The 16999-nt window shown below is 60.0% G+C and carries 19 protein-coding genes and 1 pseudogene; 9 read left to right on the plus strand and 11 right to left on the minus strand.

The window, feature by feature from the left end; translation table 11 throughout:
- From ABIC03_RS36435 to ABIC03_RS39330, 8 genes are all read right to left on the minus strand, one after another.
- Positions 1-291: a hypothetical protein gene (locus tag ABIC03_RS36435; protein WP_275173353.1), complete on the minus strand. Its 291-nt coding sequence runs from the start codon at positions 289-291 to the stop codon at positions 1-3.
- Positions 292-623: 332 nt separating this feature from the next.
- Positions 624-1181, minus strand: a complete 558-nt coding sequence (locus tag ABIC03_RS36440) for an HdeD family acid-resistance protein (RefSeq protein ID WP_354065411.1) — start codon at positions 1179-1181, stop codon at positions 624-626.
- Positions 1182-1331: 150 nt separating this feature from the next.
- The gene (locus ABIC03_RS36445) at positions 1332-1817 is read right to left on the minus strand and encodes a DUF992 domain-containing protein (protein ID WP_275173349.1); all 486 of its coding nucleotides are present in this window, start codon (positions 1815-1817) and stop codon (positions 1332-1334) included.
- Positions 1818-2321 (minus strand): hypothetical protein, encoded by a 504-nt coding sequence (locus ABIC03_RS36450; RefSeq protein ID WP_502917358.1) that lies wholly within the window; start codon positions 2319-2321, stop codon positions 1818-1820.
- 107 nt (positions 2322-2428) lie between these two features.
- The gene (locus tag ABIC03_RS36455) at positions 2429-3553 is read right to left on the minus strand and encodes an AI-2E family transporter (RefSeq protein ID WP_354065415.1); all 1125 of its coding nucleotides are present in this window, start codon (positions 3551-3553) and stop codon (positions 2429-2431) included.
- A 31-nt stretch (positions 3554-3584) separates the two neighbouring features.
- Positions 3585-3824, minus strand: a complete 240-nt coding sequence (locus ABIC03_RS36460) for a hypothetical protein (RefSeq protein ID WP_354065417.1) — start codon at positions 3822-3824, stop codon at positions 3585-3587.
- Between the two features lie 30 nt (positions 3825-3854).
- Complete coding sequence (locus ABIC03_RS36465) at positions 3855-5294, minus strand: basic amino acid/polyamine antiporter (RefSeq protein ID WP_354065419.1); 1440 nt, start codon at positions 5292-5294, stop codon at positions 3855-3857.
- 152 nt (positions 5295-5446) lie between these two features.
- Positions 5447-5701 carry a DUF6894 family protein gene (locus ABIC03_RS39330; RefSeq protein ID WP_502916921.1) on the minus strand — a complete coding sequence of 85 codons (255 nt, stop codon included), beginning with the start codon at positions 5699-5701 and terminating at the stop codon, positions 5447-5449.
- A 219-nt stretch (positions 5702-5920) separates the two neighbouring features.
- Between ABIC03_RS39330 and ABIC03_RS36470 the strand changes: the two genes are divergently transcribed.
- Positions 5921-6634, plus strand: coding sequence for a Bax inhibitor-1/YccA family protein (locus ABIC03_RS36470; protein WP_354065421.1), 714 nt, complete (start codon positions 5921-5923; stop codon positions 6632-6634).
- A gap of 6 nt (positions 6635-6640) precedes the next feature.
- Here ABIC03_RS36470 and ABIC03_RS36475 read toward each other — a convergent pair whose 3' ends face one another.
- Complete coding sequence (locus tag ABIC03_RS36475) at positions 6641-7144, minus strand: DUF1269 domain-containing protein (RefSeq protein ID WP_007601211.1); 504 nt, start codon at positions 7142-7144, stop codon at positions 6641-6643.
- A 491-nt stretch (positions 7145-7635) separates the two neighbouring features.
- On the opposite strand from ABIC03_RS36475, the gene ABIC03_RS36480 reads away from it, so the two are divergent.
- From ABIC03_RS36480 to ABIC03_RS36505, 6 genes are all read left to right on the plus strand, one after another.
- Positions 7636-9069 carry a basic amino acid/polyamine antiporter gene (locus ABIC03_RS36480; RefSeq protein ID WP_354065423.1) on the plus strand — a complete coding sequence of 478 codons (1434 nt, stop codon included), beginning with the start codon at positions 7636-7638 and terminating at the stop codon, positions 9067-9069.
- A 25-nt stretch (positions 9070-9094) separates the two neighbouring features.
- Positions 9095-10357: an arginine deiminase gene (arcA, locus tag ABIC03_RS36485; RefSeq protein ID WP_354065649.1), complete on the plus strand. Its 1263-nt coding sequence runs from the start codon at positions 9095-9097 to the stop codon at positions 10355-10357.
- 202 nt (positions 10358-10559) lie between these two features.
- The gene (locus ABIC03_RS36490; RefSeq protein WP_354065425.1) at positions 10560-11372 is read left to right on the plus strand and encodes an outer membrane beta-barrel protein; all 813 of its coding nucleotides are present in this window, start codon (positions 10560-10562) and stop codon (positions 11370-11372) included.
- 671 nt (positions 11373-12043) lie between these two features.
- Positions 12044-13237 (plus strand): sensor histidine kinase, encoded by a 1194-nt coding sequence (locus ABIC03_RS36495; protein ID WP_354065427.1) that lies wholly within the window; start codon positions 12044-12046, stop codon positions 13235-13237.
- A gap of 65 nt (positions 13238-13302) precedes the next feature.
- Complete coding sequence (locus tag ABIC03_RS36500) at positions 13303-13929, plus strand: response regulator (RefSeq protein WP_354065429.1); 627 nt, start codon at positions 13303-13305, stop codon at positions 13927-13929.
- 156 nt (positions 13930-14085) lie between these two features.
- A complete protein-coding gene (locus tag ABIC03_RS36505; RefSeq protein ID WP_354065431.1) occupies positions 14086-14721 on the plus strand; it encodes a response regulator in 636 nt (211 codons plus the stop codon).
- 184 nt (positions 14722-14905) lie between these two features.
- On the opposite strand, the gene ABIC03_RS36510 is transcribed toward ABIC03_RS36505, so the two are convergent.
- Complete coding sequence (locus ABIC03_RS36510; protein WP_354065433.1) at positions 14906-15127, minus strand: hypothetical protein; 222 nt, start codon at positions 15125-15127, stop codon at positions 14906-14908.
- A 122-nt stretch (positions 15128-15249) separates the two neighbouring features.
- On the minus strand, positions 15250-15459 hold the full coding sequence (locus ABIC03_RS36515) for a hypothetical protein (protein ID WP_354065435.1): 210 nt from the start codon (positions 15457-15459) through the stop codon (positions 15250-15252).
- A 200-nt stretch (positions 15460-15659) separates the two neighbouring features.
- On the opposite strand from ABIC03_RS36515, the pseudogene ABIC03_RS39335 reads away from it, so the two are divergent.
- Together ABIC03_RS39335 and ABIC03_RS36520 are read left to right on the plus strand one after the other, a co-directional pair.
- A pseudogene (locus ABIC03_RS39335) lies at positions 15660-15854 on the plus strand (IS66 family transposase); the annotation flags it as partial.
- A 409-nt stretch (positions 15855-16263) separates the two neighbouring features.
- Positions 16264-16692: a DUF992 domain-containing protein gene (locus ABIC03_RS36520; protein ID WP_275173375.1), complete on the plus strand. Its 429-nt coding sequence runs from the start codon at positions 16264-16266 to the stop codon at positions 16690-16692.
- Positions 16693-16999 lie beyond the last annotated feature (307 nt).

The raw sequence follows: 16999 nt of genomic DNA on the forward strand, positions 1-16999 counted from the left end.
CTACTCCCGCCGCATGCGATTGCTGCGCGCGGGTTCGTCGTAGCCCTTGCGGCGGCTGTAGAACATCAGCGCGATCAGGCCGCAGCCGGTGACCAGCATCAGGATTGCAGCGCCTCCCAGGATGACGTTGCGGTAAAGCGGCATGGACGGCGTTGCCTGCCATACCGCCACGCAATACCAGGTTGCCGCAACGAGAAGAGCTGCCAGAAAGGTCCCAACGACCCATCTATTCGTGATGCGCAAGGCTGCCTCCTTCGTCTGATTGGGACTGGTGCCGGCTTCGCGGCGCATCTGTCGACCGCGGATTGCGCGAGGACGCGTTGTTAGCGCCACCGCCATCCGCAACGGCGACGACCGCGATGCCACCAGCACACCCAGCGACGCCGGCGCCGCGGCGATCGCGGCGGACCCCAGCCTGGGCGAGGGGGTGGTCCCCATTGTGCTTGCGTCAGGTGATTCGATCGCTCGCTGGTCTGGCCGAGATCGTGAGCAATAGGCATTGCGTCCGCGGCCTCAATGAAACGAACGCCGATGGCGCCGATCGCCACGGCAGCGACGGCATTCTGAGCAAGGCCAAGGAAAGCCCGACGGCTCGGTGTGTCCATCATGTTTCTTCTCCTTTGTTAGGCGGTTCGCCGCGCCGCCTGAAGAGCGTAAAGCAGCCAGGCGAGGCCGTGCGAAATCAGATCGACGCCAAGCAGAAATCCGAGGGCCCAGACGCTGATGGTCGGAAAGCCGAATAAGATCAGCACGCCGGCGAGCAGCCCAAAAATGCCCGAGATCAGCATCATCCATCCGTTTTGCCGCCAATGGGCGAAGCTCAGCACGCATCGAATGACGCCTGAGGCGAACAGCACCGCGCCGAGGAGGTAGGTGAGGATCAAGGCACCCGAGGCGGGCTGGGTAAGCAGCACAAGGCCGAACGCGGCGTAGAGTGCGCCGAGCAGGATCTGCCACAGGAACCCACCCCATCCCTTGGTCCAGAATGCATGGATGATCTCGAACGCGCCGGCCGCGATGGCCGTCAGTCCGATGAACTTCACGCTGATGATGGTTGCGAACGCCACGTCGCTGAGAGCTGCGAAACCGGCGGCGATCATCACGATTCCGAGAAGGGCGCAGACCCACAGCGGAGGAGCGCCCAAAGCTTCGATGTCGGAGCGGTCGTCATAGACTGTCATCCCATCCTCCTGGTCTGCGTGATGATCGGCACGCCTGGGATGCTAGCGTCGAACCCGCGCTGTCGACATCCGACGAAACCCTGAGCGATGGGGCGGGAATGTTCTCGTGGGCCCGAGCGGAGCGATTGTGTGCTCGATCGCCTTTGCAAGCTATCGCTGGCCGCGCGGACCCAGCGTCAGGTTAGTGACGCCAGCCGCTAGGTTGATCCCGATCGATCGCTCGATCGACAGGGGTTGCAACATCACGCTCCGTCGCGAGCCACCGATCAGGACGTTCGCGCCGAGCCCGGGGCCGAACGCAAAGCTGCCGCTCGCGCCGACATAGTTGCCGCGCAAGGTGGCGGATCCGATCCGCGAGTTTTTGGCGAGCACGGCCCAAGACAAGGTGCCTGCGCTGGTCACGCCGATATCAAGGCCGACACGCCGGATTCGTCCCTCATAGATGAACTGCCTCGGCGGATTTCTCGCAAAGAATGTGCAGCGCAACGACTGCACCGATCCGAGCACAAGCCCGACGCGCGGGTTGCTGAAGCACAGGAGCCGGCCGACCCTGAACGTTTCGGCGCGCGCCGGCAGGGCTGCGCCGCATAGCAACGCGGACGCGCCGAAGACTGCCATAAACCGGATCATTCGCATTCAGGCCTCCACTTGACTGTTGGTATCGGAGAGCGCGCTCCTCGGTCGGCTGTCCTGGCGGAGCCAGAATGTGATGCCGAGTCCGATCAGCAGCACTGCGCCCAGCAGGAAGAAAAAGACGGACTGCTTCAGCCAGGATATCGCCGGGACGGCAATGCCCATGGCAAGGCCGAGGAAAGAGATCTGCAGCGATAGAAGGCTGACGCCAGCGAGGAACGTGCCGAGCGCAAGCAAAGTCAGCAGGACAAGGCCGGTCGCCGGGGTCGGAAGCAATTGCTGAACGCCCGAGATCAGAATGATGTTCATCGTGACCAGCACGGCGACCCAATGCAGCGCCTGGGTCCAGATCAAGCGGAGCCGGGCCTCCTTGCCTTGGGTTTCCGGCCATTTGGTGACGACGCACACGATGCAGATGGCAAGCGCCAGGAATTCCCAGTAGCCGACGAGAGGTTGGTGGGAAACGTTGGTATAGGCGACGCCCGCGATGGCAAGCACCAGCGCCACGACACAAGGAAGCTGCTGCCACAGGAATCGAGCCATTGTCGATTGAGGCGAGGGAGGATCGGTACCCTCCTGCCGTGGCGCACCGCTCTGGTTCATAGGCTCCTCACTCACGATTCACCGCTGTTGAACGTCTGCTTGAACTCGTCGCCGAGGTAGTCCTCGACATAGAATCGGATGATTGCGACACGGCCGATCGCCACCAGGGGCATGGCGAGCGCGATGCCCAGGACGCCGAACAGCGCACCGAGCAGGACGATGGCGACCAACGTCCAGGCAGGAGGGATCTCGACGGCCTGACGCTGGATCAGCGGACCGATCACATAGCCTTCGACCGACTGGATGATCGAGTAAATGAGGACGGCCCAGATCAGCAGGGAACTGCCGAGCGGCATTGCGACCAGCGCGATCGGTATTGCGGCTACGATTGGTCCGACATAGGGAATGAAATTCGACAGGCCCGCCTGCAGTCCGAGCACGAAGGGTCCGGGCAATCCGATGAGATAGAGTGCGGCCCAGACCAACACCGTCATGAGTATGACGCGGATGAACTGCCCGACGAGCCACAGCCGCATGACATTACCCATCTCGTCCATGATCGCTCTCGTCCGTTGGCGCTGGGAGGGCTTCACCAGCATGATCAGGCTTTCACGGTGGCTGGTTGGGTCGAAACCAAAGAGGATCCCGAGGAACAGGACCACCAGGACACTGGTCAGAAGGCTCGACGCTCCGCCAAGCAGGAACTGAGCATGGTTGAGAAACCGGCCTTGATCCGTGAACAGCCACTGCGCAAAGTCGCGGCCCCATTCCGGACCGAGCAGATCCACGCCGTATGACAGAAGATGCTGCTGCAGGATGTCGAGTTGGTTGTCCATGACCTTCAGCAAGAGACGCGTCTGCTCCGGCAGCTTTCCCGCGCCCCAGATCAGTCCAAATCCCGACAGAGCGGAGAACAGCAACAGAACCAGCGTCAGCCGTGCGGCGCGATTGAGCGGGAGGACGGCCGCCAGGGCTCTTGCGCAAGCATCCAGAAACGCGGCGAACAACACGCCTGCAAAGATCAGCAGGAGACTGGAGACCGTCTGCCACACCAGAAACAGCAAGACGCAGGCGGCCACCAGGCCGAGCCCGGTTGCGAGAATGCCGCGCCGTGTGCCGTTCTCCGGCACGACGGCGGCCTCATCGCGTGGAGCGATCTCGCAGAGTCTCTCCGGTGCTGTCCTGGACTCGTTCATGGTATCGGTTCAATCGCCGTCGCCTTGACACCTAGGTCCGGATGCGCCGGCTGCCAAAGTGCGGATGCTTTCCGCCGCGATGACGCCAGTAGCGGTGCTTCGTCGGGTTCGTATTGGTGCTGTGAGCTGCCTTCTCCGGTGGCGACGCGCCGGCGCCGCTTTGGGCAGACACGCCGGTCTCAGTCAACTGGGCCAGCGACACGGTTGGAAAGGCGCAGACCGCCATCGATCCGCACATGATCAAGGCGCCACAGATGGCTCGTGTGCTCATATTCGCCTCCATGCAACTAGGGACAAAGATTCAAATCGATATGGCTCCGGTTGCGAGTGCGTAAACGCCGGCGCACGCGGCAATCGTGATCGCTGCAAAAAGCATAGCTTCGAATGGCTTGAAGATTGCTTCCTTGCGCTCGCGTTTCGCAAGCAGGAACAGCAGAGTGCCGGGTGCATACAGGATGGACGACAGCAAGAGAAATTTCGGTCCGCCTGCGTAGATCATGCCAGCTGCATAGATCGTTGCTATAGCCGATCGGATCCAGTCGGTGGTGCGAGCGCGCTCGCCCGCGCGGTAGGTCTCGCCCGACCAGGCAAGCTTTAAGCCGTACGCCGCGACAAAGAAATACGGGATTAGCGTCATCGCGCTCGTCATCTTCAACGCGAGTGTGAACGCGTACTCCGCAAACCAGGCGACCAGCAGAAAGATCTGGATGACGCAATTTGTGAGCCAGAGCGCGCCGGCAGGGACCTTGTGCGCATTCACCCTGGCAAGAAAGGAAGGCATGGTGCGGTGGATCGCCGCGGAATGCAGGATCTCGGCCGCCAGCAGTGACCAAGATAGGTAGTTGCCGAGAACCGAGATCAGGAGCGCCAGGCTGATGAATACGCCGCCCCAGCGGCCGACGATTGCTTCCATCACGCCAGCCATGGATGGCGTCGGAAGATCGGCCAGTTCAGCCCTCGGCAACACGCCGTAGGACAAGAGCGTCACGAGAACGAGCAGGCCCAGCACCGTCAGAAACCCGGCGAGGGTTGCGAACCCGACGTCGGCACGACGCCGAGCGTAGCGGGAGTAGACGCTCGCGCCTTCAATGCCGACGAAAACGAACACGGTCAGCAGCATCGTGCCGCGAACCTGAGAAGACACACTCGACGCATCCGACTGCTCCGCTCCGTGGAAATTAACGCCGAACAGATCGCCATTAAAAGCAATGACGGCAGTGCCAATGAACAGCAAAATCGGGATGATCTTTGTGTAGGTCGCAATCGTATTGAGCGTGGCTGCACTCTTGATGCCGCGCAGCAGCAAGATGTGTACTCCCCACAGCAGGACAGACGCCGAAGCGATCGCCACCGGAGTTGTCCCGTCGCCGAACATGGGAAAAAACTGCCCGAGCGTTGCCTTGATCAAGACGAGACAGGCGACGTCCGCAAGACAGCAACCGATCCAGTACCCGACGGCTGAAGCAAAGCCGATGTAGTCGCCAAATCCGGCTCTGGCATAGGCATAGATCCCGGCATCGAGGTCGGGCTTGCGGTGTGACAACGTCTGGAACACGAAAGCCAGCATCAGCATGCCGCTGCCCGCGATAACCCAGGCAATCATTGCTCCAAGCGCGCCCGTGGCTCGTCCGAACGCCGCAGGTAGTGCGAAAATGCCGGACCCCACCATCGAGCCGATCACGAGCGCGATGAGAGCATTCCGCGAGAGTTTCTGGTCGGCCGCATTCGGCGGGGGAGCCATGACGGGATGGCCTTCCAATCCGGGATGCGACGGGCATTGATGCCCGCCGCATTGGAGAGGACCTTAGACGTGGCTTTCCCCTTCGCACATCCGGGATTCTCTGTAGGGAGCGAGGGCAGGAAATTGACGTACTATAAGGCTGGGCATCGCCCTCAAGGTTTTGGGGGAGGGGCAGTCGCGATTTGACCGGGACTGGATGATGGCCCGGAAGCGGTCGCCAAAAGCACGACGCTGAAACGGCAGAACTCGCCCGCCTTCGCGAGTTCAGCTGCTATGCATCGGGCATGCAGGGACGCTGCATCTTGATTGGCGAGCTCGCATCCGGTCCCATCGGGCGAGAGACCGTATTTGTCGACGATATGAAAGTAGAAGCGCATACCGGCCGGATTAGGCCGGATCGCGGCCATTTTCCAAGTGACAAACACGTAATGCCTCTCCGACCAAAGGAGGACACTTCCGGCGATTTCGATTACCGGTTCGCAATCACCGTGCTCAGGTGCGCAGTACCGAAAAAGCTGTGCGATAGGGTGATTGTCCTTGCCAGCTCTCGGGTGATTGTCCGATGCCGTCTACTGATACCCAGAGATAGCATGACCTGATTAGCGAGCTCTGGCAGGAGACAGGCAATGTCGAACTATGATCCGAACGTGACGATGGCGGGAGCGGGCGGCGGCGATGCTATCGCGGTCGATGCTGGACTGCGTAGCTACATGCTGCGCATCTACAACTATATGGCTGCCGGCGTCGGCCTAACGGCTGTTGTCGCGTGGCTCACCTATCAGCTCACCAGTCCTGCATTGCTGCAGAGCCCGTTGATGTGGGTCTTCATACTGGCGCCGCTGGGTTTGGTTTTCTTCATCGGCTCACGGATCAATACGCTGTCGGTGTCGATCGCGCGTCTGCTGTTCTTCATCTATGCGGCGCTGGTCGGCGTGTCGCTCTCGACGCTGCTCCACATCTACACCAGCGCCTCGATTGCGCGCGTCTTCTTCATCACCGCGGCGGCGTTCGGGGCGCTCAGCGTCTTTGGCTATACCACAAGGCGCGACTTATCCGGTCTCGGCATCTTCCTGTTCATGGGCCTTGTCGGAATCATCATCGCCACCCTGGTGAATCTGTTCCTGCAATCCAGCGGGCTTGACTGGCTGATCTCCATTGTGGGCGTCGGCGTGTTTGCCGGGCTGACGGCCTACGACACGCAACGGATCAAGGCGATGCATGACAGTCGGGACGACGAAACAACCAGAGGCCGCAAGTCGGTAATTTCAGCGCTGTCGTTGTATCTCAACTTTATCAACCTGTTCATGATGCTGCTGCGTCTGGCCGGAAACCGCCGCTAAGTGGCTTCAGGCCGCCGGCCGCTCCGCGGCGCTTGCGAGTGCGTCGCGCAGAGCCTGTTCTTTGGCATCGTCGAGGGACGTCTTCAGCACGGTCCCTCCGGCGTCCTTGATCTCCTTCAAGACCTTGTCCGCAGTCATATTCTTGATCAGCACGAACAAGGCGGCGTTGCCCGTGTGAAGTGATACTGATAATTCCTTCATGAAGGAGTCGTCGATGCCGAAATCGGACAGTGCGCCGCCAAGTGCGCCGGAAGCTGCGCCGACGGCGACACCGAGGATCGGATTGAGGAAGATCATGCCGATCAGAAGTCCCCAGAAACCGCCGGTCACCGCGCCCATCGACGTCGTGTTGACGAGCTGATTGAGCTTGATGCCGCCTGAATCCGTCTTCACGGCGATCACTGCGTCGCTGATGGTGATCAGGTATTCCTTCTGCAGCTTGAGCAGCCGCTGACGCACTTCCTCGGCCTTCGCCTCGGATGGATACACGATCGCTACTAGATCGGACATGCAAACCTCCTGCTGGATCAAGCTCCGCCGCGGCCAACACGATGCGCCACCCGGTGCAACCGTGCCACTGGCGGAACGCGCTTTCGAACACTAGCTTTCGATCGGTCGGCTTGGGATCGGAGAAAACCCTGAGGCGTGGGGATGAATGTTCCTGATCGCTGTTGCTGGAGGGGCGCCTGAGGCTGACCTTATCCCGGCCGAAAAGTGTTCTGGGGCCCGATGGCCGTCGCAATCATGGGCGGTCTGCTGGTTGCAACCGTTTTGACGCTGGTCTTGCTGCCGACATTGTATGTGAGCTGGTTCGGAGAGAAGGGGCGGGTAGGGACTTCCGCTCAATCGGTCGGCTAAGCCGCTGGTCTCCGGCGAGGGGAATCCTGTCCCGGGATTAGGAGTTCACCTGATATTCCAGGCTCCGCCCGAGGTGCATGGTGAAGTGCCGGCAAGTCGATCGGCCAGGATGTTGCGCACCCGCACTATCGCGAGGTCTTCACATGACTGGGACGCCGTCAGTCCAGAAGCTCTCCCTGTTCGCGTTGACCGCGATGGTGGTCGGATCGATGGTTGGCTCGGGCATCTTCTCGCTCCCGAGAACATTCGGCATCGCCACTGGTCCGTTCGGAGCGGTCCTCGCCTGGTGTATAGCCGGAGGCGGCATGTACACGCTCGCGCGGGTGTTCCAAACGCTGGCTGAACGAAAGCCAGAGCTCGATGCTGGTGTCTATGCCTATGCGAAAGAGGGATTTGGTGATTATCCTGGTTTCCTATCGGCGTTCGGATACTGGATCGGCAGCTGCATCGGCAACGTATCCTATTGGGTCCTTATCAAGTCGACCTTGGGCGCCTTCTTTCCTGTCTTTGGAGACGGCAATACGGTCACCGCTATCATCGTCGCCTCGATAGGAATCTGGCTGTTTCACTTCATGATTCTTCGCGGCGTGCAGCAGGCCGCGGCGATCAACACCATCGTCACGATTGCGAAGATCGTGCCGATCCTGGTCTTCATTGCTATCCTGGTCTTTGCGTTCAAAGCCGATCTTTTCCGCGCCAATTTCTGGGGCGGCGAGGGGATGCCGGACAAGAGTCTGTTCGACCAGATTCGCGCGACCATGCTGGTGACGGTGTTTGTCTTTCTCGGCATCGAGGGCGCGAGCGTCTATTCACGCTATGCCAAGGAACGGGCGCATGTCGGCGCGGCGACCATTTTAGGGTTTGCGATCGTTACGACCCTGATGGTGCTCGTGACCATGCTGCCATATGCCGCGCTGCCCCGCGCCGAGATCGCCGGCATGCGACAGCCGTCCATGGCAACGGTATTGGAGGCGGTGGTCGGGCATTGGGGCGCGATCTTCGTCAGCATCGGGCTCCTGGTTTCGGTATTGGGGGCCTATCTTGCATGGTCGCTAATCTGCGCTGAGGTGCTCTCCGCCGCCGGACGAACGAAGGATATGCCGGCTTTGTTCGGCACCGAAAATGCGAACAAGGTGCCGGCTGCGGCGCTCTGGCTCACCAATGTGATCGTTCAGCTCTTCGTCATCAGCACCTATTGGTCGCAGGATGCATTTGCGCTTATGCTCAATCTCACGAGCGTGATGTCACTCATTCCGTTCTTCCTCGTCGCAGCCTACGGGCTCCTGCTCGTCCGTGGCGGCGAGACCTATGAGAAAAGCAGCCGTGATCGCAAGCGCGACATGATCTTTGCCGGCGCCGCCTTGGTCTATACGCTGTTCCTGATCTATGCCGCCGGGATGAAGTTCCTGCTGCTGTCCTTGATCCTCTACGCGCCAGGCACTGCACTCTATTTCTGGGCGCGCCTGGAACAGAAGGCGCGGGTCTTTACAGCCATCGAGTGGGGCCTCTTCATTGCAGCCGCCCTCGGCGCTGCTGTTGGAATACACGGACTGGCCACCGGCTACATCACCATCTAGGCAGGCAACTCCCGGGAGAACTCCCATGGCAAAGCAGACATCGGACACCTCGGCTCCCTTCGGCGTCCATTCAGAGGTCGGCCAGCTGAGGAAGGTGATGGTCTGCTCGCCAGGGCGGGCCCATCAGCGCCTTACGCCCTCCAATTGCGATACTCTGCTGTTCGATGACGTGCTGTGGGTGGACAATGCCAAGCGCGACCATTTCGACTTTGTTCAGAAAATGCGTGACCGCGGGATCGAAGTCGTCGAGATGCACAATCTGCTCGCCGAGACGGTCGCGATCCCCGAGGCCAGGAAGTGGATCCTGGACAACCAAGTTGTTGCCGATCAGGTCGGTCTCGGTCTGATCGACGAGCTGCGCGGCTATTTGGAAAGTCTCAATCCGCGCGAGTTGGCGGAAACTCTGATCGGCGGAGTATCGACTCACGACTTTCCGGATGCCCATGGCGGCGAGATGCTCAAGCTGGTGCGCGAAGCAGCCGGGATGACCGAGTATTTGCTACCGCCGCTTCCCAACACCTTGTACACGCGGGACACCACATGCTGGATCTATGGCGGCGTCACGCTGAATTCGCTCTACTGGCCAGCGCGACACGAAGAGCCGATCCTCGCCACAGCCATCTACAAGTTCCATCCGGATTTCGCCGGCAAGGTCAACGTCTGGTGGGGCGATCCGACGCGCGATCACGGCCTCGCGACGCTGGAAGGCGGCGACGTGATGCCGATCGGCAAGGGCAACGTTCTGATCGGATTGAGTGAGCGCACCTCGCGGCAGGCGATCAGCCAGGTTGCCGCAGCCTTGTTCAAGAGAAAAGCGGCCGAACGTGTGATTGTGGCGGCCATGCCGAAGCTGCGCGCGGCGATGCATCTCGATACTGTCTTCACGTTCGCAGATCGGGATTGCGTCCTGCTCTATCCGGATATCGTCAACAGCATCGCGGCCTTTTCTTACCGGCCCGCCGACAATTCCGCGGGCCTCGATCTACGCAGGGATGAAAAGCCGTTCGTGGATGTCGTGGCGGAAGCGCTCGGCCTGAAGAAGTTGCGCGTGATTGAAACCGGCGGCAACGCGTATATGCGCGAGCGGACCCAGTGGGATAGTGGTACGAACCTGGTCTGCGCCTCTCCGGGCGTGGTGTTCGCCTATGACCGCAACACATACACCAACACCTTGCTGCGCAAGGAGGGGATCGAGGTGATCACCATAGTCGGTGCAGAACTGGGACGCGGCCGGGGAGGCGGTCATTGCATGACCTGTCCGATCACCAGGGACGCGGTGGATTATTAGCCGACCTTGCGGGTGCTCCGGCTCTGAAGGCAGGGCGTCGAAGCCGCGTGGCATTTGGCTGTTGCCGGGTAGTCTCCGGAGAGCTTCCGCAGACGGCATCAGCCGCCTCAATCACAGATTTAGTTACTGATCATTAACACGCCACAATCACCGCCCACGCTGCCGTGATTCCTGGTGTACGCGGAAGCCATCGGGGGACACCATGCGCGCGCTGACGGTTCTTTGTCTGGTTGTTGGGTTGTTTGGAGCCGCTCGGGCGGCGGATGTTGATCTCACCGAACTGAGGGCGAGCGGTCCTGTGCCGTATTATTCCGCTCCGTCATGGAGCGTCGTTGGCTCCGTTGCGCCAACCTTCACTGACAATGCCTTGTTCAGCCGGAGCCACCGCAGGTCGGATCTCTATTATGAGCCCGACGTCAGCCTCAGGCTGGATGGGAACCTTACAAACGACCTCTCGTACCGGCTTTATGCTCGCGCCCAATACGAGGCCTTTGCGACCGAGAAGGACGGCAACGCCGCAGTGGCGCGAATGGGAGCGCGCTTGACCGAGAATTGGGACGGCTGGCGCTTCTCCGCTATTTATGAGAACCGGTACGATTTCGACGGTGTCTATCGCGATCTTGCTTTCACGTCCCACGACGTGATGGGATCGGTAGCGCGCGACTTCCGCGTGAACAATGTCACGCTGTCGCCACTGTTGCTCCTGACCTACCGGTTTTCCGATCTTGCGGAAACCCGCCGCTGGCGCTTTGACGCGGTGCTGGGTATCGAAGTCAAGCTGGACCCGAAATGGTCGATTGTGAGCACGCCATTGTTCGAAGCCTTTTGGTTCACGGACGGGCTTAACAGGGGCCGACAGGATCAGATCTACTCAGCGGACGTCGGACTGAGGTATAGTTTCGCCAGCAACGTGTCGATCACCACCAGTGTATTGTACGAGGCGCGAACATCGAACGTTCCGGAGCGGCGGTACAGGGATCTCAGGGTTGGTCCCCGACTTGATTTCGCGTTTTGAAGGGCTGGGAAGATGACGAGATGCGGGTGTGTATTGGTGGGAATCATCGTTGGTCTAACGGCCGCCTCCGTGGCTTCCGCGGATCCCCGCGATTCTGCTGACCGGAGCCAGCGCCTGGATACCGATGCACTGAGGGATGATGTCGGCGTTAACCGCCTCCAGGTGCCGTCTCATCCGCTGGTGCTTTCGCCGCCTCAACAACCCGCTCCGAGCGCGAAGGCGGGAAAGAAAAAGAAATCCAGCGCGAGCGGAGTTGGAGCCCGGTAGCGCACGGACCCAGGTGCGGTCGGATTGCCGTGGCGGTACCCGAGAACGACTTCACGAGGCTCGGTAGCCGCTGATTGCGCATCGGGGAGCTGTTGTCGCCACAAGAAGTTCGTGAAGGCTTTCTGCGATACTTTAGCATCTGTTGCACTTCATTTGAATCCAGTGCTGCCTAGTCTGGAATGAGTTTCATATTCGACCACCTCCAGGTTCCACCTCATGGATCCGCGATTTTAATCTATGACAATTACTACCTCTGGTACAGTCGACCAGACGGTGTATAATCCGGCGGGCCCGCAAGGGCGTCCGTACTCTGATTAACAATGGACGCCTCGCGCGCGCAGGACGGCGCGTCTCGATGTTGATCTGCAATGTCGGATGTTGCCGCAGCAAAGTGAGTGCGTACCGTGAAGCTCCGTAGCTTTCCCGCCCGCGAATCAGTTCGAACCAGCAGTACAGGGTGGTTGCCGCTCGGGTTTGAAGAAGCCAGCGACCGCCTGTACTGGATGTATTCACCGGATTTTCTTTTCGTCGTGCGCCCTTTGCCTGGCGGACGCTTCGTCTATGAGGGGATCAATCCGGCCTTCGAGTCGCGTCTTGGCATTTCGGCCGACGACGTCCGGGAGATGGACGTGTCCAAGTGCATGAGCAGGGACGACGCCAGATCTACCCGCGAAGCTCTCCGCGCCTGTCTCGCAGAAGGAGCGGAAGTGAAGATTCGCCACCGTCTCGCATTTGCGGGCCCGCTGCAAAATATGGAAACGACGATTGTTCCCGTCGTGGATCCGGCCGGCAGTGGCGCGAACCGGCTGATCGGGAGCCATCGTCGCGTGCACAATAGCGCACCCGACGCCGCGACCCACGGATCGGACAACGCGCATGTCGACCTCGATTTGGCGTCCATCCAGGAGGGAATCCAGCAACGGATTGCTTCCGATCTCCACGATTCGACTTGTCAGCATTTAATTGCCGCGAGCCTCGGCCTGATGCGGATCCGGCGAAGCATCAGCGATACGGTCGACGCCGAACGGCTTTGCGATGACATCGATGCGTCAATCGACGAGGCCCTCAGAGAAATTCGTGCCTTCTCGTATCTGCTGCACCCCCGAACTCTGACGGTCGACAAGCTTAAAGCCGCGATAGAAAACTACGCCGATGGATTTGCGGTTCGGACCTCATTGCGGGTCACGAGCAGGATCGTGCCCGAGGTCGATCGTCTCCCGTACGAGAAGCAGCGGACATTGCTGCGGATCGTCCAGGAAGCGCTCACGAACATATTTCGCCATGCGCAAGCGACAGAAGTGAGCATCGTCATCGACGCGGTCGATAACCAATTTCGATTGACGGTCAGCGACAACGGGCAAGGGTTTGGCGCAGACTACGGCAAGCAACGAGCAAGGGCGACTTCAATCGGCGTCGGGATTCCGGCGATGAGGGCAAGGCTCGAGCAGATTGGAGGGACGCTGGACATCAGATCCGATCCGGCATCACGGCGCCCCGGCACCATCTTGCGCGCGGTACTTCCGCGTGAGCTCGCGACGAATGCGGATAGCCGGCGAAGGGCAACGACCTCCGTGAGGGTCCGCGCAGGGGCCCACTGAGAGAAGAAGAAGAAGGGTTACCGGTGGCGGGTGGCTACTGCGTAACGACATTGGAGTGCTCTGCCATGAAACGCATTCTTATCGCGGATGATCACGAAGCGGTGCGATCGGGCTTGCGAGCGGTGCTCGAACAGCGGGCCGATTGGGAAGTCGTTGCCGAGGCGAACGACGGTAGCAAGGCATTGACGGCGGCAATCGAAAGCCGGCCGCATGTGGCCATCATCGACTTCTCCATGCCGCGGATGACCGGCGTGGAGGTCGCACGGCGGATCAGGGATTATCCGTTGCAGACGGAGGTGTTGATCTTCACGGTCCACAAGTCGGGTCTGCTGGCGCAGCAGGCGTTTGAGGCAGGCGCCCACGCGTTTCTCGCGAAGTCGGATGCCAACAGATTGCTGTTGGCGGCCGTCGACGCACTTCTGGCGCACAAGCGGTTCTGCAGCGAAAGCTGTCGAGACGAGCTCGATCACGGCGGCGAGGGCGTAGATGGGCGCCGGAGGCTTACGCCACGCGAGCAGCTTGTGGTCAAACTGGTGGCGGAGGGTTACAGCAACAAAGGCATTAGCGCGATCCTGAACCTCAGCGTCAAGACGACTGAAGCTCATCGAGCGGCCGCGATGCGCAAGCTGGAGGTGAACTCAGCCGCAGGTTTGGTTCGGTACGCTGTTCGTTCGCATCTGGTCGAGGCATGACTGCGTATGATGTTCTTGAGGACCGCCACGTCGGTACATTCGCGGTGGCAGGCTCAGGGTTTTGCAGGATGGCGCTTAGAACCATGAGCGGCATGATCGTCTGACCTTGCCGCACTGAGCGTCTCCAGGGGTGCGGCCGGAATCGAGAACGGCGCCATGAAACGCATCTTGATTGCGGATGATCATGCGGTCGTACGTTCGGGACTTCGCGCGATTGTTGAAACGCAATCCAACTGGATTGTCACCGGCGAAGCGACGAACGGTGAACAAGCAGTCAGTTTGGCTGTCGAGACGAGATCGGACGCCGTGATCGTCGATTACTCGATGCCGCTCATGAACGGTTTAGAGGTCAGCCGCCGGCTGAAGGCACTCGATCTGCATACGGAAGTGCTGATCTTGACGATGCATGAGGACGAGGAACTGCTGACCGAAGCTATTCTGGCAGGCGTCCGCGGTTTTTTGTTCAAGTCGGATGCTAAGAAGCATCTGATTTCCGCAATCGAAGCGCTGCTCGACGGCAGGCCCTACTTCACCAGTGCTCTGGTGGAGAAGTTGCTCCACGACTATCAGCTCAACAGGCAGGGCAGGTCAGACACCCTACTAACGTCGCGCGAGCAGAGCGTGGTCCAGTTGATTGCGGAAGGGCACACCAACAGATCCATAAGTGACCTGTTGCAGCTGAGCGTAAAGACCGTCGAGACCCATCGTGCATCGGCCATGCGCAAGCTAGGGATGTCCTCCACGGCCGAACTAGTCCGCTATGCCATTCGGAAGAAACTCGTGGCGCCCTAAGGGACTCCGCCGTTGTCCTGAATGCCCGAGTCCGGTGGGTGGCTGTCCGCTTGGGCTGCTTTGTGCTGTTCCGTTCGCAGGCAAATCCAATGTGAAGCGGCTGTTCACAGGCGTCGAACCGTCTCACTGGGCTGGGAACCAAAATCACCAGCGCGATCAGGGATGCCTAACCTCATGGGATGGATCATGGTTTGCGCAGCCTTCGATAGAAAAAATCGATCGCCACTAGCGTGGCAACAGCAATTGCAATGCTGATTGCGCCGATTATCGCTAAGGTGCGGATTTCCTGTCTAGTCAGCCCAAAATTGTAATGAGCGGTATATCCGAGCATCGCAGCAGCCATGGGGGCTGTAAAACACGTGAGTGCGATCATGATCGCGGACGCGTCCACTTGGCGTTGATCCATCCTTTTCCTCCCCTTCGAGAGATCCACCGGTCGCTCTGCTCCTGGACCGTCATATCGACGCGATGCGCGTCGCGGCGATCATGGCGGATCGCGGGGCGCCACACCGGGTACGAGATGACCGACTAACTGGCGTTACGACGGATGATCTTGAGCGCGAGAAGCGCCATGCCCAAGAGAAGAGCTACAATACCTGCTCCAGTTATTCCGGTCGAGAATCCGGTGGTACGATATTCAAGACCAACGGCAATGCCGATGATGCCGAAAAGGATGAGCATGACGCCCCCGAGCTTCTTCACGAGAAGTAGCGGGCCGTTAGCAGTGTTGGCAGCCATGATGGACTTCCTGCGTCGGTACCTGTCCGTGTTACGTTAACGCGCCAGGTGTGCCGCGAAATCGGTATTTACCCTTGTCGGTGCTGTAGGCTTGCCGTGGTCAGATCAACTCGATAGCGCGTGCACCTGCCCTGAAATGCCATCCTCGGGAGCGCGGTCCGCCCGTTTGGAGTGGGACATGCCGGAAGGCTCGCTATCCGCGCCGGTTCAAGGTCATCGAGACCGTGCGCGGGAAGTTCAATTTCCACGACAAGATCACCCAGCCGCCGGCGCCGTTCCATATCATGCCGCGCGGCAAGCGCCAGACGGCGCGCTTAAGAGCGAAATCAGCGACCCCATTGTCGACGCTCGCTGAGCAGGTCGGCCACGGAACCTTCGCCGTCGTGCCCCTCTTTCAGTCGGCGTCCTCGCCCGGATCGCAGATCTTCCCGATTCGCGTCTGCAGAAAGTCCTGCCCTGCGAATGGAAGCTCCCGCGTCAAACCCAACGATCACCAAGCTGCCTAACGTTCACGCAGCGCGTCATCGCCAACCGGGCCCCCGCGCGCATGCGTCAGTCAGACAGTCTTCGCCGCATGCGTAAGCTTGTGAAGACCCACATACTTGTTCAGGGTTTTGCCGAATGGACCGAGCCAGGCAAGGCGCTACATTCAAGGCTCTTTTACTGCGTCGATCTGGGACGACAACATTGAGCTCCAATCAACCAGATTAACGACAGACCACGACAGAAGTTGCGTGCCGCGTCACCGCGACCCTGCTTTTGGAGAGATTGATGATAAAAAGTCTTCTCTTGCTGGCGATATGCATGTTCGAATTCGCCACGCCGGCGCATGCGCAAAGACAGCCGGTCCGAGTGGGTGGACTTACTTGCGAGACTAGGCCGAGAGTTGGATTGCTGATTGGCTCACGACAGCGGATGAATTGTGTCTTCCGCGCAGATGCAGGCCAGTTGTATCGCTATAGGGGCAGGATAACTCGCCTTGGCTTGGATGTAGGCGTCACCGGCGCGGGAAGATTATTCTGGAGAGTCTTTGCGCCGACGAGCCATATCGGTCCAGGCGCGTTGCAAGGGACCTTCGTAGGGGCAGGCGGAAACGCGTCGCTCGGTATCGGACTCGGCGCTAATGTGCTTATAGGAGGATCCAACCGCACGATCTCGCTGCAACCGCTGTCGGTCGAGGGCGTATTCGGCATCAATCTGGCGTTGGGCGTAGCGGGCCTAAGGCTCTACTAGGCTTCACTTTCGTTCTTCCACCTGGATCGCTCGAAGAGAGAATAGCCTGCTGCACCGAGTCCCCCGGATCGACTGCCGTGCCGATGCCCATTACGCCATCGGCCGCGCTTGCAACGTGCATAGGCGTTGTCAAAGAGCGTGGACCGTTGAGCGGCGCGGGACCTATGGGCGGCCAACGTGCTAACGCCAGCGCGACGGTCCCCGATTCTGAAATTGGACCTTGCGTGCATCGAGTAGCGCAGAGAGTAGTCCTCGGCCTAGGCACGGCAATTTGCCGATGATTGGGCGGAGACGGCTGTGATCACCA

Source organism: Bradyrhizobium sp. RT6a (assembly GCF_040547675.1).
Lineage (GTDB): Bacteria > Pseudomonadota > Alphaproteobacteria > Rhizobiales > Xanthobacteraceae > Bradyrhizobium.